Genomic DNA, 20,662 nt, shown 5'->3' with positions numbered 1-20,662 from the left:
GTTCGTCGCGGATCGTTAACGTAAGATCACCCGGACCAGGGATAGGAGGGGCAGTGACGGCGCGTACGCCACCGCTTCAACAACAAGTTGCTCCCGGCCTTACGAAAAGCAGCATTTTGCGAGATTCGTGAGTGTCTAGTGAACTGGTGGCGATTCACCTCCTTACCGGAGGATCCGCGTAACTAAAATGGTGAGAATTTTTCTGTATCCTTCGATTAGGTATGCATGCCTAGGACGTTTACATATGATATTGCCGACACTCTATCAAAATGTTATTATTTCCTTAAAATTTATGACGTATTAACGTCAATGAATTAACGAAATTTGTGAACTTAACGTTTTACCTGCGACATTTCCGAGCGTCCTGGATTTGGTATCAACCAAGGAGTCTGAGTGCAGTTCATTAATCATGGCCCCGACATACCTGATGCGTTGCTGCAAGCCCACGAAGAGGGTCGCGTAGTTTTTTTTTGCGGAGCTGGCATTTCCTATCCCGCTGGCCTGCCGGGCTTCAATGGATTGGTAAAAGAGATATACCGTCTGAATGGCACGGAGTGTTCGGAGATTGAGTGCGCGGCGTTCGAGGCTGGGCATTTCGACGCTACCCTCGAACTACTTGAGCGTCGCTTGCCTGGACAGCGTCTGGCTGTCCGCACCGCATTGGCGCGGGCGCTAAAACCGAAGCTCCGCCGTAAGGGCGCCACTGACACGCATGTAGCACTGTTGCGCCTAGCGCGTGGCCGCAACGATGCGCTGCGGTTGGTTACTACTAATTTCGACCGCGTGTTTCATGTGGCGGCCAGACGCACGGGCCAAGCCTTCGAAGCGTACGCAGCACCAATGCTGCCGGTCCCAAAAAATAGTCGCTGGAATGGGGTGGTCTATTTGCACGGGCTGTTACCCGAAAAGATGAACGAAACGGTCCTGAATCGTCTGGTGGTTACTAGTGGTGATTTCGGCTCTGCTTATCTCACTGAGCGCTGGGCGGCACGCTTTGTGAGCGAATTGTTTCGGAACTACGTGGTTTGCTTTGTGGGCTATAGCATCAATGACCCAATTCTGCGCTACATGATGGACGCATTGGCAGCTGATCGGTTGCTAGGCGAAGTCACACCGCAGGCGTGGGCGTTGGGCGATTGTGAACCAGGACAGGAGCTTCGGACGACACTCGAGTGGGAAGCCAAAGGCGTAACACCTATTCTTTATAACGTCCCAGCAGGTAGTTACAACCACTCAATGCTGCACCAAACCTTGGTCGCTTGGTCAAACACTCACCGCGACGGAGTGCAGGGTAAAGAGGCGATCATCGTCAAACATGCTCAAGCTCGTCCACAAGACAGTACGCTGTCAGATAACTTCGTAGGCCGGATGCTCTGGGCCTTGTCAGATAAGTCAGGGTTGCCAGCTAAGCGATTTGCAGATCTTAACCCCGCCCCGTCACTGGATTGGCTACTAGAGTCCTTCGCGGACGAGCGCTTCGGGTATGCTGATCTGGCGCGATTTGGTGTCCCACCCCGCTTTGAGGCTGATGCGAAACTGCGCTTCAGCCTGGTTCGCCGACCTGCACCTTATGACTGCGCGCAGCCAATGTTGCTGGCTTCTGGAGGCGTCACAGGTAGCCATTGGGATGACGCGATGTTTCACCTAGCCCGCTGGCTAGTGCGGCATCTCAATGACGCGAGACTAATCATATGGATCGCGGAGCGGGGCGGGAAGTTACACGACAGGTGGCTTTTTCTGATCGAGCAGGGTTTAGATCGCATTGCTGCACTGGAGCAAGAAGGGAAAATATCAGAATTGGATGAAATGCGCCTCTATGCGCCTATGTCTGTTCCTGGGGCCTTGATGCGCACGTTATGGCGCCTTATGCTGAGTGGAAGGGTAAAGTCTCAGTGGCGCGATCCAGATCTGTATCGTTGGAAAAATCGACTTAAACGCGAGGGGCTAACCACTACGGTGCGGCTGGAGTTGCGCGAATTACTTGCTCCTAAGGTGACCTTGAAGAAACCATTTCGCTGGGCCGATGTTGACTCGAGTTCTGCCGAACCAACCCAGATTTGGCAGCTAGTGGACTGGGAACTTGTACTTTCTTCTGACAATGTGCATTCCGCTCTAGACGACCTTACCGACGAAACCTGGGTGGCTGCCTTGCCACTGCTGATCGAGGACTTACAGCAATTGCTGCGCGATGCGCTGGACCTTTCGCGGGAGCTAGGCGGGGCCGATGACCGCAGTGATCGTTCAGACTGGGATCTTCCCTCAATCACGCCGCACTGGCAAAACCAAGGGTTTCATGATTGGGTAAGTCTGATTGAAATGCTGAGGGATGCATGGAATGCCGTCCGTGTGAATGACAGTGTGCGCGCGAAGCGAATTGCTCTTGCTTGGTTCGAGTTGCCATACCCTTCCTTTAAACGCTTGGCCTTTTTTGCCGCCAGCCAGGATGAGTGTATCCCGCCCGAGCAGTGGGTGGATTGGCTGCTGGCCGATGGCACGTGGTGGCTATGGTCCTCGAACACCAGACGGGAGGTGTACAGATTGTTTGTTCTGCAGGGGCGAAAGTTGAAGGGCGCTGCTCAAGCGCGTCTTGAGGCTGCGATCCTTGTAGGTCCGCAGCGGGAAGGGGAGGAGGAGGACCATGAGCAGGATCGCTGGATTAGCACAGTGTCTCACTCCGTATGGCTCCATTTGGCCAAACTGAACATGTCCGGTGTCGCGTTGGGGGCGCTTGCAGCAGCTCGCCTGAGGGAACTGTCCGAAGCTTACCCAGAATGGCACCTAGCGGCGAATGAGCGCGACGAGTTCGCGCATTGGATGAGTGGTACCGGCGATCCAGATTATGAAGACAGCCGTGCCGTTGATATCGCGCCTCGGAAGCGGCGCGATATCGTTGAATGGTTGAAAAAGCCAGCTTCGGTACGGCTACCGTTTGACGAGGATAACTGGCATGACGTTTGCCGCACTCGCTTCTTTTCAAGTTTAGCCGCGCTCTGCGATTTGGCACGGGATGACATCTGGCCGAAAGGCAGGTGGCGCGATGCTCTGCAGACTTGGGCAGAGGACGCTACGGTTTCACGTTCCTGGCATTTCGCCGCACACCTAGTACAGACGATGCCAGATTCAGTTCTCCAAGAGATAGCGCATTCAGTTTCTTGGTGGATAAAGTCCGCCTCCAAGTCGAGCAATCTCCGCGAGGATATTATGCTTGAGCTGTGCCATCGTGTGCTGAAGCTACCACTAGAGGTTGGGACGGATTCTTATATCACGAGAAATGGCGTCAAAACTTACGATCCGGTGGGTTCCGCGTTCAACCACCCGATCGGCCATGTTACTCAGACTTTGATTAATCTTTGGTTCAAACGGAACCCCAACGACGACGATCTGCTTCCAGCCGACATTGGCCCCTTGTTCGGTACCTTATGCGACGTTGGTGTAGATCGTTTCCGTCACGGCCGCGTATTGCTGGCATCGCAGCTGATTGCTTTTTTTCGTGTAGATAGGGCTTGGACAGATCAATTTCTGTTGCCGCTGTTTAATTGGAATAATTTAGACGATGCAAGACCTATTTGGGAAGGTTTCCTCTTATCACCACGGTTATATCAACCCTTGATGACCGCTTTTAAAACTCAGTTCTTAGAAGCCGCGAAACACTACGCGGATCTTGGCGAACGTCGTCAGCAATATGCTGTATTCTTGACGTTTGCGGCGTTGGGGCCGACAGATGGATACTCAATCGAGGACTTCCGATCTGCGTTTGGTATTTTGCCACCATCTGGATTGGAGAAATGCGCACAGGCGCTGTACCAAGCACTTGATGGTGCGGCCGAGCAGCGTGAGGCCTATTGGAAGAACCGAGCGCAGCCATTCTGGCTCCAAATATGGCCTAAATCTCGGGACTTGGCTACGCCGCGAATTGCCGAATCGTTGAGCCGGCTAGTCATTGCTGCCAGAGGTGAATTCCCAGCAGCCTTGGCCACAGTTAAGGACTGGCTAATACCAATTGAGTCTCCTAACTTCATGGTATCTCTATTGCAAAGATCTGGACTTTGCAAACGGTTTCCAGAGGAGGCGATGCAGCTACTAAATGCTGTGATTTCGGACCAACAGTGGGTGTCCCAAGAGTTGGACCTATGTTTAACCGAGATAGCACAAGCCGCACCACAATTTGTTCAACGCGCGAACTACCGTCGGCTCAAAGACTATTTACATAGACGAGGGATCTAATTGGCATATTCAAATTCCATGGTGTGAATCGTCAAGAGCTCGCCAGACGCTCAAAATACTGCTTTTCGCAATTGGTCGGGCTCGGAGGCTCATGATGACCAGTCCACCACCGGAGCGTGGCCGAGCGAACGAAACAGATGACGGTCTAGTTTATCGTAACCAACTGTGCCGAAATAGCGCTCTGAAGTATGCGCTCTGCTGCTGCTGCTGCTGCTGCTGCGGTCAGCTATGCCATCCTTCGCCGGCAGTTATGGCTAGGGACGGCCGGCTTTTGCTAGCGCGCGGCGTGGGTGTCTGCAGGGCAGGGGAGATAGACAGGCCAGACCCGATCTCGTCGTTTGATCAGGCAGCTACGAGATCGCACACCAGGTGCCTGGCAGGGCACCTCGGCTCCTGCTGGCAGCAAAGGCTGAATCAGCGCCCACAGGTCGTCAGGAAGAAGTGCTTTGGCCATGGTGGGCTCTCGAAAACGATGTCAGGTGGGTTTGACCAGCATCGCGGCCGTTTGTTTCTCTGGATGTCAGGCGCGCTTACTCGCTGATCGGCACGGCCAAGCTGAACGGTGTCGACCCCGAAGCCTGGTTGCGTCACGTGCTGACGCATATCGCCGATCATCCCGTCAATCGGGTTGATGATTTCTTGCCCTGGAACTGCAACCTGCCAGCAGCCCTTTGAGATCACGCCGCTTCCCAGCGGTGTGACGCCATCATCGATCAAAACGCCCCTGCACTCAATAAGGTGCAGAGTGGACGCTTACGCTGATCTGGACATCAAAAGCATGAATTCTGGTTGAACCGCTTGCCAACCGATCGCACCAAGCCGGTAGAAGGTTCGATATTAAACACCACGTAGCGGCGCTGCGGGCAGACCAGTTCCAGCGACTTCTTGCTGCATTCGAGCATGTCGGTCTTGCGCGTGCCTTGCGGGGTAGATACCGAGACGTCCCGGTTGATGTACGGACTACACTCGAAGCCCTGTTCCGTGGCGACTTTTCTGGCCGCGTCCATGGTCAGGCCGACCGCGTGCAGCTGGCCCACTTCGGCCGCCAGCGTGGCGTCGGAAACGCGGGTGAGGGCGCAGCCGGCCAGTAACGCGCAGGCCAGCAGTGGCAACATCAAACGTAACATCGTCTTTTTTCCTGGCTTTGTAGTCGAGCTACGCAGTGTACTGGAAGAACCCTCGCACTGTACGCCGCCGTACCGTGCGCCATCGTCGCGTATTCGATAGTGATGGGATGGATATCAAGAAAACTCCGCGCACCGATGCCCGCCATGCGTCGATCGTGCGCCAGGGCCTGGAATGGGCCTGAATCGCCACGACTATCGTAGACACTCCTGAGCCATAATATCGGACACAAGGAGAGCGTACCAATATAGAATGGGGCTCTCTCAATAGTGGCGTACATGACTCTCAGCGTAGTCATGAGTTCGACCGCGCTGCGGTAAGGACCGTGGTCGAGGCTGTTGTGGCTCTGGATGCCGCACTTGATGTCATGCAAAACCGGGGCCGCTCGTAAATGTCACTAGATAAGTCCCAAATACCAAATTCCCGGGCATACATGGTCTCTGCCCCGACGCTTGCCCCAGCTCAGGAAATCCGCATCGAAGCGGTTCATCGCGGTTTCCTTTATCAGCATCTCTATGCGGCCGCTTGTCTTCTAAATTCGGAACAGACGGGCGCGATATCAGTTGCGGTTGAGCGTGATGAGGATATCGAGCAAGTCACCTCGGCAGGGCGAACCTACATCCAGGTCAAAACGCGCGGCCAAGCAATCATGCCAGCGGACATCAAATCTGCTTTGGAGCGTTTTGACGCGTTGCGGCAAGAGCACGCTCAGGGCCGTAGACCGGGCCGAGCTACGTTCGTGGTGGTGGTCAACCGTGCCTTGGGGCCGACGCTCGCTGATCAAGTCCGGACAGGGCAACTTGCAGGTGATGTCGAGGTCCTCTACCCAGGCCGCGTCTGTACGGGCCCCCTTGCTCAACTGCCACCTGCTTGGTCGGGCATCGATGAGGCAGTCTCATGGTGCGTCGATCGAGCCACGACGGTCCCCCTCGCCATGCTGGCGCCTGATTCCCTCGTGTGGAAACTGGCTGGACGTGTCCAGGCGGCGGCCGCCGGAGAAGCGCCCCATGCGGATCACACCTTCGAGATCACGGATTTGCCGTCGCTGTTCGACCAGATCATCATCCAACTGCAGGATTTTCCTGCGCCACCGGAGCAGTACCGCCCCCAGGAAAATGAGCCTCAGATCGATTCGAATTCCCGGGTCCGGATCCTTTCCGGCTTTTCTGGTGCCGGGAAGACCGCTTGGGCTTCGCAGGCGGCGACCTTTAGTAGCCACAACTGCGCTTACTTCGACTGCTCGGAGACACCGGGTGAGGCCCTCGCCCTTTCGCTGGTGCGTGAACTGGCCGCCAAGTTGGCCGGCGCCGGGTCAGATGCGGTGCGCAAGATCTTGCTGCCAGGAGCCACTGGCGTCGAGTCGCTCCGCCAATTGGACATCTACCTCAAGAGCTCGGGGCTGTCGCCGATCGTGGTACTGGACAACGTACATCGTATTTCGGCTGAGAGCATCAAGCGCATGGTCGATGTCACGTCGGCCCTGAGGTTCATGCTCTTGGCGCAACCGTTGGGGACGTTACCCGAGATCGAAGCTCTTCTAGGCCTTAGACGAGAACCACTGAACGGGTGGGGTGTTGACACTGTTGCGGCGGCGGCCGTTGAGTGGGAATGTCGAGGTGATGCAGCCACGATGGGGCGTTTGAAGACGCTGACGGGTGGCCTGCCCCTGTTCGTCAGGAGCGCCGCCACGATTGCCCGCGAAGACTATGACGGTCGCATTGACCAGATGTGCAACGCTGTCGATGCGTTGACCAACCTGACGCAGACCGCGCAAGAGGTCATCCTGGCGAAGGTCTTCGACGCGTTTCCCCTCGCTGCGCGACAGATGATCGCCGTGTTGAGCCTATCTGATATTGGCCTGCTTCCCGCCGAGGCCAACAAGCTGCTGGAAGCAGCCCTCGGAATGGATGTGCAAGCAGTTGCTGGTGTGATCCGGACATTGCGAGCTGCAGGAGTGGTGGAGGTCTATGGCAACAAGGAAATCCGGCTGCATGACGCCATTCGCGTTGTCGGAAGCCAGCACCTTTCCGGCATGCCTGCGGGGGTCGCTTCGCTGGCTCGGAATTCCCTCAAGGAACTGATGGTTGAGTCTTTCGAGCGTAGCCGGACCACAGCGCGCTTCTCGCAATACACACGGCTGCTGCTGGCTAGTGGGGACGTCAAGACGCTGGTAGAGCTTATCCGCGAAGAGATGTTTCACGAAATGGGCGTGGCCGCCGAAATCTGGCACGGGCTTGAGGGGCTGGTCGCCAAGGACGCATCGGATCCGGAGCAGCAGTACTGGGCTCTGGATGGGCTCGCCTTCTCTGACATGAAACTCGGGCACATGGATCGTGTGGCACGTAGGTTAGATGCGATGGGGCGATTGATCGACAGTGGAGCGCTCGGTGAGGAAGAAATTCTGTCCTTCCTGATGAAGCGCATGCTCCTTCTCTCGCATCTCGGTGACGAGAATGGTGTTCAGCGCACGATTAGCGATTTAGATAGCCGATTGCCAGACAAGCCTGTGTACCGGCGCGTCTTCCTCTACAACGCGGCTGCAGCGTTCTATGATCTTGGGGACTACAAAAAGGCGATGAGGGTGTTGGAACAGGTGATAGACGATACGTTCGCGGCCCTTGGTATTCGGCGTGATCAAGTCTTTCGCGCGAAGAATGCCGAGCTATGGGCGTTGATTAATAAGCCGGGACTTGATCAGGGGGACATCAAGCGACTCGCGGATGCGCTCGAATTCAAGGCCATTGTGGCCGGCAAATTGCACGTGCTCGCGCCATTTGAACGAATCCATGCGATGAAGTTTTACGCCATCGCCGGCGCCATCGATTCGCTCATACGCGTCGGGCAAGACCTCGCCGACGAGTTCATCGTACGGCAGGACTTCGTAACAGCACGTGAGGTTCTTGAGCAGCACGTCATGCCAGTGGTCGTGGGCAACCAGCTACTGAATAGGCATCTGGATGTCCGCGCACAGTATGCCGTCGTTCTGGCCTACTGTGGCTTGTACTCAGAGGCCGAGCGGGAGATGGAACGGCTTCAGGTTTATGCGGCCGGTCTGGCACCCCAGGCCCGCCTGGTCCTCATGCGCCAACGCGAGCTAGTTGCGGAAATCAAGGCCAACCCGATACCGCAGCGGCGCCAGGGAGGACGTAATCCGGCAATCCAAAAGAGTACGCCAATTTCCTCCGGGGTCAAAATCGGCCGCAATGATCCCTGTTCCTGTGGTTCAGGTAAGAAGTTTAAGAAATGCGGCTGCGGGCTCGTGGGATAGTTTTGGAGTGCGGACGAGTCAGATAATCCGCGCCACCGGACGTCGCATGTAGCTTACAATTACGATCTCATCAGCATCAGTTTATTCGACTAGCTAGATAGTTAGGGTTAAAAGCATGCATCAGTTCTTGCGAAGCTCGAAGACTTTCGGCAGCTTCGAATTTTTTTCCCATATCGTTATGCTATACCAGCAAAAAAGCAGGGATCTGAGCAATATATCTGCGTCCTTGACGGATAGCGACGTTCTGACGATTGATCAGTACGAGCGCCGAGCACGCATACGTTCGTTGATACGGCATGAGCTAACGCATTTCTTGGATATGACGACGACAAGGTGGGGCTTGGAGTACCAGTTTCGAAAACTTCAGTTGGTCGATGGGCTTTTGCACCAAAACGACGTACAGAGGCGGATGGACGTTTTTATGCTTAATACCACGGAGGTTGAGCTTCACCACAAGTTGTTAAAATATGAACCTGCTATTCTTCCATCTGAATGCGATGTACTCCACAATCGGGTCGACTACAGCGCGCGGTACGGTGCCGTCATGACGTTGATATTTAGCCGTGCTAACAGACTCGTTCACACGGTACCAATCAGCGTCTTGTCAGTGTTGGAAGCGCATGCGACGTCTAATGAATATCTGTCTCAGTTGTATGATGTTGCCAAAATTTTGGATGCGGAAGAGCAGTTGGTTGCGAGACGGAGTATTGAACGGGACTTCCGTGAGGCCATTGATGAGTCAAAGCATCTCGAATATTCGGCGCTCATCCATCTGTGCAAGCTGCATTTTGAAGAATTGTCTTTGGAAGAATTGCTTGAATTAGTCGCTGTGCTCGCTAGATTTTCCCTCGATGCTGGCGATATGCTGATGTCGGCTTATGCAAATATTATCGTGCGAAACATCCAGAGTCCGTATGGTGTCGTCATTGCCGCCGATCTGCGGCGCGGGATGTCTCGCCCCGTCCTATTCCTGAAAACCGTTCAACTAATGAAGGGATGGATGGAGTGTTTGGAAGAAAGCGATTGCACGGCATTTGTGATGCGGTTGCGGAACGAGCCGCGCGATGCACTCCGCCATTTCTTCGAAAAGATCCTAGGTATCGACGAATCTTTCTTCGATTTTGAATTTGAAATCCCTGAACGGATCAAATGTTTAGCGCAGTTTAACGCGTTGCCTGACGCGGAAGTCGCTCAGGCTAGCACAGTTCATAATCGCAAGATTCTTCAACGAAAATCCTTGGCATCCTTGAACTTTTCTGAATTGATCCTACCGGACCTCGTTTTAGCCGACGACAGTGTCGTCGAATTCCCCAATCGCATCCCTGTAAACGTCAAGGACAGATACTACGCAGACATGGAAACCTACCTTCAACTTGATGAAGCCTACCGATCGCAAGACGAAGCCAAGTTCCATATGGATCCTGACAATGCACTCGCTATGGAACTTACGCATCGCCGAACTGTATCTGATTGAAGCCGAGATTCGCGGCAAGCCACCGCACGAACGACAGCAGGTTCGCCAATCAAGGGCTCGCCCTTTGCTTGACGACTTCGACCGCTGGCTGCGCACCATGCTCGAAAAACTGTTGCTCAAGTTGGACACGGCGGCGGCAAACCAGTACGCGTGGAATCTGTAGCCTGCACGGCTGCACGGCTGCGCTACTGCGACGACGGCGTCATCGAGATCGACAACTCGGCCGCCGAGCGGGCACTGCGCGGTGTCGCCATCGGTCGGCGCAACTACATGTTCGCTGGTGCCGACAGCGGTGGCGAGCGCGCTGCCGCCGTCTACTCGCTGATCGGCACGGCCAAGCTCAACGGTGTCGACCCCGAGGCCTGGCTACGTCATGTGCTGTCCAATATCGCCGATCATCCGGTCAACCGGGTCGACGACTTCTTGCCCTGGAACTGCGCCGCGCAGCCCCCTTCTGCTTAAACAACACGCCGCTTCCCAGCGGTGTGATGCCATCATCTTCTAATTCATTGACGGGCTCAAGACGGCGCTGGCTTTACGCTTACTTTGCAAGGATGGTGCGGCGTGGCCCCGGGCGGGTTGTGCCCCTCGTCAGTAGTTGTTCGCTTCAGCTGCCGGCCGAAGGGGGCGTCATTCAGCCTGAAGGTATGGGAACGCACTGTCAGTGAGGCGCGCTGTTTCGTAACCATGTCGCTCGATGATGCCGAAGTCCTCGTCGGATATCTGGCTCAACGATGTTGGAAAATTGCTGACGTACTGCGCTTGATCGTCACTGAGCCAGCTGTAGCCAATCGGTTCACGCACGAGCGCTTTCTTCAAGTTCTTTGAACGTGAAATTCCTAAGTATCCGGCACGTTTGCTATTAATAACATAATCCACAAAGCCTCTTACCCGTAGCGCGCGGTTCTGGTCCATCATCACGTCCATCAGACGTTTTACACGTAACGGGTTCAGGGCCCATAAGCCGAAGCCGCGTTCTAAAGGTGCACCAGCGTCCGAAAGAATAATCCGATAGTCGCCCTCAGCCTTGCCTGTGCCAATGTCGTAAAATGACTCGAGTCCGAGATTATCGTATACGCCGCCATCGTATAGATGCAGCGTCTTAAAAAGCGGATGGATATTCTTTTGGCTATGCGCCAGACCTGACGGACGGGCCGTCCAGGAGAACCGCCGAGCATCCAGACTAAAAGGTCCAAAACCAACTGGGAAGGCAGCAGAAATTGCCATCGCAGAAGCGAGGGGGAACTTTGCGGCGTCTGCGTATCCAACGACGCGGTCACCAAGCTCGCGTTCTTTAAAGCGAAATCGCTTGCCAGTCTCTGCTGTAGTGCAGTTGATTGACCAGATTGGGAGATATGGTAGGTCGCCAAGGGTTCCCTTTACCTTCCAGTCCCGAAAGAAGGTTCTCGCCAAAATGTTGGGGCGTGCAAGCCAGAAGCGCCAATTCTTTGGCAAAAGCGCGCGAGCTATAGTGGCCACTTGGGCGTCATTACGCGTTAACGTGGTTTTGATCTTGGGGTGTGTGAGCGAGATATATTCGGCAGAAGTTGGCCAACGCATTCCCGATTTTGAAAAGATGAGGCCGACAAGCAAACTGCCACCAGACACCGTGGAGAGCTCCGCAACACGTTCAAGCATATTGCGCTCAGCGAGAAACCGAAGGACGCCCATGTGAAAGACCATCGCTCGTACCCCACCTCCGGACAATGCCAACGCTATCTTTTCAGCCATATTTTTTCCTGATGCCGCCAATGGTGCGCGTAGTGACGCAACTGCCCTGAATTTGTTCAGCGTTTAGGCCCGCGGTTCGTCGGATGCAGTGTGTTTCGAATCGTATCCGCGTTCATGCTCAAAAGGTGGGCCTTTCGTGCGACGTACTTGTACTTGGATGAGACTTTTGTGGAGTCCGAACATAAGTTCGTGACTTGGTAATCCTTCTCGTGGCCGTTAATGGACTCCACGATAACGTCACCGGTCTTTGTCGTTAAGAGTCGGATGTCGAGTTCATACAGGAGATCACGAATCTCCTGGTTAGGATGGTCGTGCTGGTTCTTGTAGTTACTCGTGCAAATGGCGATTGCAGGGTTGACCTCTTCAAGAAATTTCTTCGTCGTGAATCCGTTGTCGGCGCCATGATGCGCGAGAATGAGCACGTCGGTCTCGCGTTTTACCGTATTGGAACGCCGGATCATTGAAGAGATGTTTGGCGATTCCACGTCGCCCAAGCTAAGTACGCTGAACGAACCAGAACGGAAGAATTTGATTGTGGAGTTATCGTTGGAGCCTGGCTGCAGTTCTTTCGGGTGATAGAAAATATTCGTGTAGCCGGGACCTTCATTCTTATCCAGACTGGCTATAAAGGGTGGGTCAATCGCTTGCGTTTTCACGCGCGTTTGACGGCGACGGGTGCCGTACTCGCGGATGATTTCTCGACACTCTCTTGAACAGGCTGATGGATGTTCGTAGCCAGGATACTCAATTTTGGATGGTTGCAGATTTTCGAGAACCCACCGCAGACCTGATTGGCTGCAGTGATCTTGGTCCCAGCTGGTAATGTGCAGCGTATCAATTCGGGTACGCCCGCAGATACGCAGCTCATCCAGAAGTTGAACTTGGTTGAGCTCAGTGATGACGGCTTCAATCAACGTGAAGTGCCCGTCCGCATAATACGAATAGGATGCGCCAGCGCATCCTAGCTGATAGGCACGAAACCGTGTTCTGACCTTCTTTAACATTGAGTTCCCAGCAAGCAAAAGAACAGGGTTAAGTTCGCGCTAGAGGTCCGCGTTCGCACGCAGGTTCAGCATCTTGAAAAATAGTTTGTGAAGCCTTTGCGTTCACTGGGGACCTCAAAGCCGTTATTGCCCGCATGCCTAAGGAGTTCAGGCTACCCCGAGGCTAACAGTGCTAGCAGGGCGACGAGTATTCGACGCCCCTAGCCAAAAAAACCCATGCGGGTAAATGAATGGCGAAACATCTGAGGCGGTCGACAACGTCATGGGGCCCGCGCGCGTTTTACTTGTTTGCACTTGAGCAATTAAAAGAGAATAGCGGAAGCAGAGTAAGTGCGCAATACAAGAATAGGAGGTATTTAAAAAAGGGCTTGAGACAGGCGCGATGTCACCCGTTGAGCGGGAGTTAGAGAAGAGGTTTTCGTAGGTGACAATGCGACTTGATCGTGATCGCCGGGATACCGCAGACGTGCAGGTTAGACGCAGCAATCGAGTAAAATCATCGCTCGCTAATGTATGCCTGCGCTCAGACGAACAAGCTTCACCCTTTGGTTAAGATTAGCTGGGAAGTATGAGTCCAGCAGGCTGCAAAGGAAACGCAGAAATGTAGCATGCGGATTAGATTCTGCAAAGTCGATGGCTGTCTGATCGAAGTTGGCCGCGAATCTCCGGATTGTGACAATGCGTGATTGTCCAAGCACGCTAGTATGCTAAGTTGGTTGCAGTTTCGGATTCTTAGGTTCAGCGCGTTGTTGGGGCGTTGTAAGCGTAGATTATCCGCCACGCGCTATGCGCAGCAAGCTGACGCGAAAAAGTCAGGGGAGCAATATGCACCAATCGGTGAAAAGCGGCCGTGGTCCGCGAAATCCATTCTTTAAGCCACCGGGTGAAGACGCAGAAGAGAAGGGCGGTCCCGGGAGAGTCTATGGTGCGATTGAAGTAGCCCAGCGGCTCGAATCTAATGCAACAGACGTCCTGGACGAGGCGGAGCCCGTGTTCTTTGAGTGCATTGATACGGCTTGGTTCCACAACAACTATTCGCGCGGAGCTGAATGGGTTGGTGCAGTGCTATACGCGCCCTTGTTGGTATTGGCGCTCGAGGGGTATCCGATGCCGCCGCTGCCTGACAACGCGGCGCCAGGTGATATCGTTTGGTTCGAGTTTGGGTTCGAACCTGCGCGAGGGGTTGAGGCCGATGGTCGCGTTTACCGGAACATTCTTTCGGAAGGCGAGTCGGTGAAAATCACGTTCTACGAGCCGCGGCCATTGGATTTCGCTGCCAATAGCCCCTGGGGCGGCGATATGGCGCTGATTTCGGAAATGCACGCGGAGACAAAAGGCAGCGTCTACGGGCCCGGGCCCAAATTGCGAAAGCTTTTAGCAGAATCCCATTCCACGGCAGGCGTCGCCATTTACGATGTTGGTCAAGGCAGTTGCCAAGCAGTCGTCGATACAGCGCACTATGTTCCGCTTCTTTACGTGGACATCGGAGGTGGCGTGATTGCCAACGAGAAGACGTTCCCCGATCGCCTGCACGGACTTTGCTTCTCTTGCGACCCTCCGATTGTTCTTTCTCACTGGGACTTTGACCATTGGTCCTCGGCTCTTCGTTTTTTAGAGGCTTTGGACGCCGAATGGTTTGCACCGTCAGTTCCAACTAAGCCGATTCAACAAGCGATGGCTGCAGAACTTTTTTCGAGAGGCCTCCTACACATTTGGCCGGTAGGTGGTCCAGCTGAATATGTTGGAAAGAATGTCAGCTTAGAGCGATGCACCGGTAAGACCTACAACGATTCTGGAATTGCGGTCACTTTCCATCGCTCGAAACCAAGTGGAAACAATTGTTTGCTGCCCGGTGACGCGGATTTCCAGTTCATACCCTCAGTCGTCGCCAAAAGAAAATTCAGCGCGATTTGTATGACCCATCATGGTGGCCGGCTTCACTCCGCAACGTACCCTATTGCAAAGCGTGGCGCTGTCGCTGCGAACTCTTCTGGTCCGCGCAATTCGTATAAGCATCCACTGTTCGATACGATCGGCGCTCACTTGGAAGCTGGCTGGCCGTTACCCGTTCAAACGGGCCTCTCTGGGCAGCGCCCGTGCCATGTGTTGCTACCATGGGGGCAAAAGCCGCACTATTTTCAGGGCGGATGCCATGGCCCCGGGAGCTGTAATATCGCGCCCGCCAAGGCCGCTCCAGGTACGCTGAAGTTAGCGAACTGGGCAACTCTAAGCGCCTCAGTGGCGAAATCCAAGGCGAAGGTCAAAAGTTTGGCAAAAGTCTGATAACACACCCAGTTGGGTTTTGCGCTTTGGTTTATTTGCCCCGCTGACTACCAATCAGTCCTAAGTGTGTATATTTGAAGCCTCGACTGTACGTACGGCCATACGCACATGCGCGCGCATCCCGGAAAAACTTCGTCATAACACCCACATATGTCTTCCAATCGATCTCGATCACTCACTCCAAATATGCCGATAATTGAATATTGTGAAATTTGGTAACGGTCTGGAACAAGGTGTGAGCCGCGAGTCGGCGTTTGTGCTCGTAATCCCGGCAAAACATCGTCATAACACCCACAAAATAATTGGCCAAGAGAATGTATGTCAGCCAATCGCCCTCGACCACTCACTCCTAGCTGGGCGCTCCATTGTGCCGCACTTCGTCATAACACCCACAACTTTTCATCCGAAGTTTTGCAGATCATGGATTATGCAACTTTAATAATTTCTAAGAACGCCTAACAAAACCGCTGAATGTATCTCCAGCAGATGAGTATGCAGGCAAGTGACAGGAATGCCTGGTGGATATCGGCACGGCCTTCGTAGCGGATGCGTAATCGGCGGAAGCGGTGCCGCACATCCAGTGTGCGTTCGACCACCGAGCGCCGTTTACCCAGGCGATCGCGCGACTCGAGGTGATTGCACAACAACGCTTTACTCGCACCCCGCCTCACACACAGAAGCGATAGCAAACGATTCGTATGGCTGCAGGTTGAAGTCGTCGGTCCAGCTGTCCCGCTGGACATAGTTGCTGATCAAGCCTTGCCCGGCAATGCCGTGCAACGTTGCCGGCAGTCACCGAAGCAGCCTCAGGGTGATAGTCAACAGCCGGCCACGCTGGCGCCGTGGACCTAATCGACCATCTGCCGCTGCAAGATCGACTAGCAACGCAGCACCTGGTAGCGATGTAGGCGGCACCTGGCGTCACCGATCTGGTTCATCAGTTGGTTGATGCCGGCAGCCGGGTAAGTAGGCCTGGCAGAAGTCGGGACTGCACCGTGCCATTCTAGACCAGGGCTGGGACGAGTTCAGGCAGCAACTCGCCTACAAGATGGAATGGAGCGGCGGCACGTTGCTGGCCACGCCACCGTACCACACCGGCCAGACGTGTCCGGCTTAGGACGCGGGACGGGAACGGAGCGTACGCCACCGCATCAACAGTAAGTTGCTCCGGGTTGAATCGCCACTGAATCGCCACGAGTCTGCCAGACACCCGCGAGCCATTCAAATGGCCACGCAAGCTGACTTGCATGGCCCGTGTCTATAACAATTTTAGCCGTTGTGACCGAGGTGCTTACCCACGGCAGCGGCACCTACACCCACTGCTTTAACTGCTTGGATCAATTTCTCCTTAGTTACGCCGAACTTTTTGCTCCAGTAGGCCAACTCCCATTCTTCATGAATATTAACTTTTGATGCGTCTTGCGGGCCTCGCTTAGTCAGATCATCAGACATATTAGTTCCCTTCTAGGTTGTGGGCGAACGAGTCATCTTAAGCACCTAAGTGCAACAACTACATAGTGGTAATTGCCAGGATTGCAAGGCATGGCTCTTAATTTATTTCTACTTTTTATGGTCAATAGATATTTAGCGAAGCACTATGAGCGATACGTAATAATGGTCATCCCACTATTCGAAGACGCATTGAAAATAGAGGTTTAACAGCCGAGCCAAGCCTTGTGCTTTAGGATGAGGTAGCGAAGGGCACTGTCTCGATGTAGATCAGAGTGCAAAATTTTCCAGGAGTGGCACTATGGCCCTAAAACTGGACGAACGTGTCCCGCCAGCGCATAAAATTGATTGCTAGGCGAACGGCGTCATCACTGCGCGATGCATTTCGAACTGACCCTTGCGGATCATGTGCATGCGTTCGATGCCGGCAATCACGGAGGCGGCGGAGTGATTGGTAATCCCCCCATTTTTAATGCGGGCGATGAGTAGACCCGGCCAAGGGTGGGGGAATTTGAAGTGGCCAACGGGGCTAGTAGCGCAATTCTATCCGGCTTATCAGCAGGGTAGTCCAGACGGTGCTGGGAATACGCTTACGTTGCACCAGCATTTTTCGCGGGATAAATGGTGCCTTAATCTATAATCGAAGGCTCATCGTACACGAGCAAAGATGCAAACGCTAATATCCGTGACAATCTGAGAGTATTCCGAGCGGAAAGTTTGATATCGTTGTCTGATCGTGAAATTTAGCGGCATTTCTTAACATAGATTGCTCACGCATTTTTTCTAAAACCCTAGCCTGTCGGTCAAGCTTTGGAGGACGCAGTGCCAAAGATTCGACACATTGAAATTCGAAATTTTAGGAGTATTAAAGAACTTTCCTGGTTCCCTACCCCTGGAGTCAACTGCCTAATCGGCCCAGGCGACAGCGGGAAGACAACCATTTTAGACGCCATTGATGCCTGCTTATCTGTCAGGAAAAACATGGAATTTTGTGACGCCGACTTTCACGAGTTGGATGTCGAGAATCCCATCGTAGTCCAAGTTACCCTCGGCGCCTTGCCTGAGCACTTAATGGACTTAGATTCCTATGGTGAAGTCCTTAGAGCGTTCAGCGAGGAAAAGCAGGTAATTGAAGATGAGCCGCGAGAGGGGCTTGAAGTTGTTCTCACGCTGGAACTTCGCGTCACGGCGGACCTTGAAACCAAACGTACGCTCTACTCCGAGCGCACATTTTCTGAGACTTATCAAAAGCAGTTGCTATGGAAGGATCGCGCACTGTTTGCGCCTAGTCGCATTGGGAGCCACTCCCACGCAAACCTTTCATGGACGCGTAACTCAGTACTCACAAAGCTGTCAGAAACGAAACTAGCCGTTGGAACGGACTTAGTTACTGCCGCGCGTGATGCGAGAAAAGCTTTCGGCAACCGAGCTGGCAACCAACTAACTGAAGTCCTTGAACTCGTCACAAAGAAGGCTGTGGAACTAGGCGTCGACATTGGTGAAACTGCACAAGCGCTCTTGGACGCTAACGCACTTTCTTTCTCCGACGGCGCCATTTGCCTCCATGCTGAAAACGGCGTTCCGTTGCGAACCCTAGGTACTGGCTCGACACGACTGATTTTGGCGAGCCTCCACAGGGAAGCCTCGACTACGGCAAGCACCCTTCTAGTCGATGAAGTAGAGCATGGGCTGGAACCCCACCGGCTTATTCGTCTGTTGCACTCGCTAGGGTCAAAAGACGAAAAAACGCCGCCACTGCAAGTCTTCATGACAACCCATTCACCCGTTGTAGTCCGGGAGCTGAGCGGCGACCAACTTGTCATCGTTCGCAGGGAGACACGTGGAAAACATACTACCAAGATTGTGGGTACCGACGACGCGATTCAGGGAGTGGCTAGAACATATCCAGAGGCATTCCTCGCACGTACAATAGTGGTGTGCGAAGGAGCGAGCGAAGTGGGTCTCCTTAGGGGTGTCGATCGATACTATGCGTCCCAAGGGAAGCCCTCAGCATACGCGTCAGCAACGGCCTTTGTTGATGCCGGCGGTCGATCGCCAGAACATATTCTGCGGAAAGCCGGTGTCTTCGCTAAATGGGGCTACAGTACTCTTGCATTTCTCGACAGCGATGTAGCAATCGACGACTGGGACGTCGACATCGCCGAAGCCGAAGGGGTTGAAGTTCATACTTGGGAGGGGAAGCTTGCCCTCGAAGAAGCATTATTCACCTTGCTACCGGACTGCGCCATTGACGCGTTGATAACCCTAGCGATAGAACTGAATTCGGAAGATTTGGTTGCAGGAGCTCTTGAAGCGGTATCTTCCGGAACACTTACCCTCGCCTATGTGCTGAGTCTGGTGGGCGGAGATGCAGCCTACTCCGACGATGAACGAGCTATCTTGGGAAAAGCAGCAAAACTCACGACTAAAGATACCAAAACGGCTCCGGGTCGGAAAGGCTGGTTCAAGTCAATAACAAAGATGGAACGGGTCGGCGCCGATGTACTCGGCCCTAATTTGGCTGACTCCGATGTTAAATTGAAGGATGTCATGCAAGCACTTTTTGCCCACGCACATGGCTGAACCTGAAATTGACATCTTTAGCCAGAAAAAAGTGAGCGTAATGGCGCCTGCTGGGTGCGGCAAGACCGAACTTATAACCGCTTCGCTGAAACACGGCGCAGCCTCCAAGCCTGCACTTGTGCTCACACATACAAACGCCGGCCGCGCAGCACTAGAACACCGTTTGAAACGTGCTGGAGTGACCGCGTCAACTGCTCGGGTCGCAACCTTGGATGGCTGGGCCATCCGTGTCGTTCAGAGTTTTCCAAAGTGTTCAGGTCTGGCTGACCGCACGTTACGTGTACAAGGCGCCACAGCAGACTATGTCGGCATCCGCGCGGCAGCACTTGAAATACTCCTAGCGGGGCACGTCTCCTCAATCATCCAAGCTACATATTCCCGCGTAATAGTCGATGAGTACCAAGACTGCGGAATACCGCAGCACGGCATGGTGCTAGCCTTGGCAAACCTGCTACCGACAGCAGTCCTGGGCGATTCGCTTCAGGCAATTTTCAACTTTGCGGGGCCGGTAGTCGACTGGGCCACGCACGTAACTCCGAACTTCCCAGCCTTACCTTCATTACAAATACCATGGCGATGGAAGCGCGCTGGGGCACCCGAACTTGGAGACTGGTTGTTGGAAGTAGTTCGTCCGGCTCTACATACGGGCCAGCCAATCGACCTCACCCACGCTCCGGCGCAAGTCGAATGGGTCCAGCTCAAGGGCTCACCGAACGAGTTCCCAGAACAGCGACTTGCAGCAGCCAAGAAACGATATGCGAATGCATCAGTACTTCTCATTGCAGACAGCGCGAACAAGCAAAGTCAATGGGACGCCGCAGCACGCGGTCGCGCACATATGGTCGAAGCACTCGACATGAAAGATTTCGTCGAGTTTTCCGCACGATTCGATGCGCTCGCGGAGGATGCGCTCGAAAAAACAATTGCCTTCGCCGCAAGCTTAATGAGTGGCCTCTCCCCCCAGGATTTAGTCAAACGGACGCGAAGCTTGGAGAGCGGGCGGGCGAGAACTCAGCCGACTCACCTTGAAGCATTGGCATTACAATTTTGTATAAAACCATCGTTCGGTGCAGCAGCAGAACTTCTTGAGAAGTTTGGCAAGTCGCCAGAAATATACATCTACAGACCTGACGTAGCACGCCTCTGCATTAAGGCTTTGCGGGCTGCAAACACAGGCCTCACGTTCCAAGCCGCAGCGATTCGAGAGCGCGAGCGTTTCCGACACATCGGACGAACGATGCCAAACCGCGCCGTTGGAAGCACTCTCTTACTAAAAGGTCTTGAATCCGACATAGCAGTAATTCTCGAACCAGAACGCATGAATGCTCGCCACCTTTACGTAGCCATGACTCGTGGAAGCAAGAAATTGGTAATCTGCTCAAGGCAACCTGTGCTTATTCCGAGCACGCGATCATAGTTTAAGTATTTTATGCGACGCTGCTAATAAATAAGAATCACGCATATGCGCGAGCACAAAGAAGATCACTGATTAAATCGGTGAAAAAATAAAAGCCGCGAGAA

At 53.9% G+C, this 20,662-nt stretch carries 11 protein-coding genes and 3 pseudogenes; 9 read left to right on the top strand and 5 right to left on the bottom strand.

The window, feature by feature from the left end; all coding sequences use genetic code 11:
- The first annotated feature begins 393 nt into the window (after positions 1-393).
- Together dsr1 and CLU91_RS27040 are read left to right on the top strand one after the other, a co-directional pair.
- Positions 394-4,224: an anti-phage defense-associated sirtuin Dsr1 gene (gene dsr1, locus CLU91_RS27045; RefSeq protein ID WP_100877012.1), complete on the top strand. Its 3,831-nt coding sequence runs from the start codon at positions 394-396 to the stop codon at positions 4,222-4,224.
- A gap of 531 nt (positions 4,225-4,755) precedes the next feature.
- Positions 4,756-4,899, top strand: a pseudogene (locus tag CLU91_RS27040) (transposase domain-containing protein); the annotation flags it as partial.
- Between the two features lie 95 nt (positions 4,900-4,994).
- Here the strand turns inward: CLU91_RS27040 and CLU91_RS27035 are convergent.
- Positions 4,995-5,351: a hypothetical protein gene (locus CLU91_RS27035; protein ID WP_232730968.1), complete on the bottom strand. Its 357-nt coding sequence runs from the start codon at positions 5,349-5,351 to the stop codon at positions 4,995-4,997.
- Positions 5,352-5,782: 431 nt separating this feature from the next.
- Here CLU91_RS27035 and CLU91_RS28745 point away from each other — a divergent pair, with 431 nt between their 5' ends.
- The 3 genes and pseudogenes from CLU91_RS28745 to CLU91_RS27020 form a co-directional block, all read left to right on the top strand.
- On the top strand, positions 5,783-8,617 hold the full coding sequence (locus CLU91_RS28745) for an SEC-C metal-binding domain-containing protein (RefSeq protein WP_269800659.1): 2,835 nt from the start codon (positions 5,783-5,785) through the stop codon (positions 8,615-8,617).
- A 115-nt stretch (positions 8,618-8,732) separates the two neighbouring features.
- A complete protein-coding gene (locus CLU91_RS27025) occupies positions 8,733-10,091 on the top strand; it encodes a hypothetical protein (protein WP_100877011.1) in 1,359 nt (452 codons plus the stop codon).
- Positions 10,066-10,553, top strand: a pseudogene (locus tag CLU91_RS27020) (IS66 family transposase); the annotation flags it as partial. The gene CLU91_RS27025 and the pseudogene CLU91_RS27020, both read left to right, overlap by 26 nt.
- A 168-nt stretch (positions 10,554-10,721) precedes the next feature.
- On the opposite strand, the gene CLU91_RS27015 reads toward CLU91_RS27020, so the two are convergent.
- Positions 10,722-11,822 (bottom strand): patatin-like phospholipase family protein, encoded by a 1,101-nt coding sequence (locus CLU91_RS27015; protein ID WP_100877010.1) that lies wholly within the window; start codon positions 11,820-11,822, stop codon positions 10,722-10,724.
- Between the two features lie 56 nt (positions 11,823-11,878).
- A complete protein-coding gene (locus CLU91_RS27010) occupies positions 11,879-12,826 on the bottom strand; it encodes a ComEC/Rec2 family competence protein (protein ID WP_100877009.1) in 948 nt (315 codons plus the stop codon).
- 825 nt (positions 12,827-13,651) lie between these two features.
- On the opposite strand from CLU91_RS27010, the gene CLU91_RS27005 reads away from it, so the two are divergent.
- Positions 13,652-15,109: a hypothetical protein gene (locus CLU91_RS27005; RefSeq protein WP_100877008.1), complete on the top strand. Its 1,458-nt coding sequence runs from the start codon at positions 13,652-13,654 to the stop codon at positions 15,107-15,109.
- Positions 15,110-15,564: 455 nt separating this feature from the next.
- On the opposite strand, the pseudogene CLU91_RS28620 reads toward CLU91_RS27005, so the two are convergent.
- Positions 15,565-15,729 (bottom strand): annotated as a pseudogene (locus tag CLU91_RS28620) (transposase); the annotation flags it as partial.
- A gap of 368 nt (positions 15,730-16,097) precedes the next feature.
- On the opposite strand from CLU91_RS28620, the gene CLU91_RS28770 reads away from it, so the two are divergent.
- Positions 16,098-16,226, top strand: coding sequence for a zinc ribbon domain-containing protein (locus CLU91_RS28770; RefSeq protein ID WP_332870910.1), 129 nt, complete (start codon positions 16,098-16,100; stop codon positions 16,224-16,226).
- 152 nt (positions 16,227-16,378) lie between these two features.
- Here CLU91_RS28770 and CLU91_RS26995 read toward each other — a convergent pair whose 3' ends face one another.
- Entirely contained in the window at positions 16,379-16,561 is a 183-nt protein-coding gene (locus tag CLU91_RS26995; protein WP_100877007.1) for a DUF3606 domain-containing protein, read from the bottom strand.
- Positions 16,562-17,380: 819 nt separating this feature from the next.
- Between CLU91_RS26995 and CLU91_RS26990 the strand changes: the two genes are divergently transcribed.
- Entirely contained in the window at positions 17,381-19,141 is a 1,761-nt protein-coding gene (locus CLU91_RS26990; protein WP_100877006.1) for an ATP-dependent nuclease, read from the top strand.
- Positions 19,134-20,558 carry an AAA family ATPase gene (locus CLU91_RS26985; RefSeq protein ID WP_157814845.1) on the top strand — a complete coding sequence of 475 codons (1,425 nt, stop codon included), beginning with the start codon at positions 19,134-19,136 and terminating at the stop codon, positions 20,556-20,558. Before CLU91_RS26990 ends, CLU91_RS26985 begins: the two co-directional genes overlap by 8 nt.
- The last annotated feature ends 104 nt before the right edge of the window (positions 20,559-20,662 follow it).

It is taken from the genome of Janthinobacterium sp. 64 (genome assembly GCF_002813325.1).
Taxonomy (GTDB): Bacteria; Pseudomonadota; Gammaproteobacteria; order Burkholderiales; family Burkholderiaceae_D; genus Janthinobacterium.
The sequence above is the reverse complement of the archived record's forward strand: the minus strand, read 5'-3'. Positions and strand labels throughout refer to the sequence as shown.